Genomic DNA, 1,983 nt, shown 5'->3' on the forward strand with positions numbered 1-1,983 from the left:
ATCCCGGACGCCCGGTCGTCGTGCACGTCGATCTCCGGGTGGGCCACCCGGTGTTCGGTGATGACGGCCGCCGTCATCGCCGAACGCAGGTACCCCACCAGGGCGGCACGGCCGGTGAACCGCAACGGTTTCCCGTCCATCGAGGATCCGTAGTCGCCGACGACGTCGTCGGTGAGGGTCGCGGCGAAGTCGTCCCAATGCCGGGTGTCCAGCGCGCGCAGATACCGGTACTTGACCTGCTTGATCGCTTCGATGTCGATGACGTCGTCGACGCTCCTCGGGCGGCTCATGACGCCATTGCAACACACCGGCCGCCTCCCGATCGAGGTGCGATGAACCGGCTAAAATTCCGGGTCGGCGGTGTGTCCGGCGGGGGGGACTGGCGCACTCGGCCTTCCTGGCGGCGGCCCCCGCCCGTGAGCGATACGTGGGTGACATACATGCGCGAGCCTTTGGGATTGTCCATCGGGACCACCAACTTCGTCGCGCTGCGCGCCGGAGAACCACCGATGGTGCGTCGGTCGCAGCTGACCCTGTTCCCCAACCGGCCGCCGGAGATCGGAACCCCCGCCGAGCGCCACGACGCCGAGGAAACCGGGCTGGCGATCACCGGTTTCGTCGATCGGGTCGGCGAACGGGAGCCGGTGGTGGCCGCCGACGGATCGACACATCTGCCCGATCTGCTGGTGGTCGACGCCATCGACGCGATGATCAGCGCCGCCGGCCAGCGGGTCTCCGCCCTGGCGATCGCCGCCCCCGCCTACTGGCCGCCGCCGGTCTGGCAGGCATTGCAGGAGGCGTTGCTGGCCGACACCGACCGGCCGACCGGCGGCGCCGCGCCGTATCTGGTCTCCGACGCGGTCGCCGCGCTCACCGCGCTGGACGCCGATCGGGGCGTGCCCTCCGACGGGGTGGTGGCGCTGCTCGACTTCGGTGGCGGCGGAACCAACATCACCTTGGCCGACGCCGGATTCGGCTTTCAGCCGGTCGACGAGACGCTGCGCTACCACGGGTTCTCCGGAAACGCCGTCGACCAGGCGCTGCTGGCCCACGTGTTGGCCAACACCGGTCTGGGCGGGGTCGCGGAGGGGACCGCGAGCATCGGCGGGGTGACCCGGCTCGTCGACCAGTGCCGGCTGGCCAAGGAGCGGCTCTCCGAGCAGGACGCGATCGAGCTGGTCGTCGATCTGCCCGGGGAGCGGGCCGACATCACGGTGACCCGCGGCGAACTCGAGCAGCTGATCCGTGAGCCGCTCGACGGCGTCGTCGCGGCGCTCGCCGAGCTGCTGCGCCGCCACCAGATGAGCGACGGCGATCTCGCCGCGGTGGTCAGCGTCGGTGGCCTGGCGGCGATGCCGCTGATCGCCGAGCGGCTCTCCGACCGGTGCCGAGCGCCGGTGATCACCGCACCGCAGCCGACCGCCGCGGCCGCGACCGGTGCGGCGCTGTGGGCGGCTCGGCAGGGCGACGGCGCCGCGGACCTGGCGGCGACGGCGCTGGCCGGCGCCGCGGTCGGCAGCTCGGTGGTGATGGCTCCGACGGTGGGCGCCGCGGTCGGCACGTCGGCAGCTGATGGCTTGGCCTGGTCTCAGGAGGGAGACCGGCTCGACGACGTGGCGCCGTTCGTCGAGGACCGCGGCCCGTCCAGCCCCGGCACCGGACGGCGGCCGTCGGCCGCGCCGCCTCCGCCGGTGGAGATAGGCCGCCCGGCGCATCGGCTGCCCCGGTTCGTGGTCGCCCTGGGGCTGCTGGCGGCGCTCATCGCCGTCGTCGGGCTGATCCACGCCGTCACCAAGACCCCCCGCACCGAGCCGGCGGTCCCGCCGCCTGCCACCAGCACCGCTCCGGTCAACACGTCGGAACCGCCGTCGACGACCGCTCCGAGCCCCAGCCGCCCGGCCCCCACCCCCAGCAGCCTGGCCCCGCCTCCACCGGAGGCCAGCACCGAGCCTACGCAGACCAGTACGTCTCCGCTGCAGACCA

Annotated in this window: 2 protein-coding genes; one reads left to right on the top strand and one right to left on the bottom strand. The window is 72.9% G+C overall.

The window, feature by feature from the left end:
- The coding region (locus AC2VNT_RS07055; protein ID WP_486946171.1) for a nuclear transport factor 2 family protein at positions 1–308 on the bottom strand (308 nt) is incomplete at its 3' end.
- 132 nt (positions 309–440) lie between these two features.
- Between AC2VNT_RS07055 and AC2VNT_RS07060 the strand changes: the two genes are divergently transcribed.
- Positions 441–1,983 (top strand): Hsp70 family protein (locus AC2VNT_RS07060; protein WP_486946172.1); only part of this gene is annotated, 1,543 nt, incomplete at its 3' end.

The sequence above is a fragment of the Mycobacterium sp. TH-M15 genome (assembly GCF_057473705.1).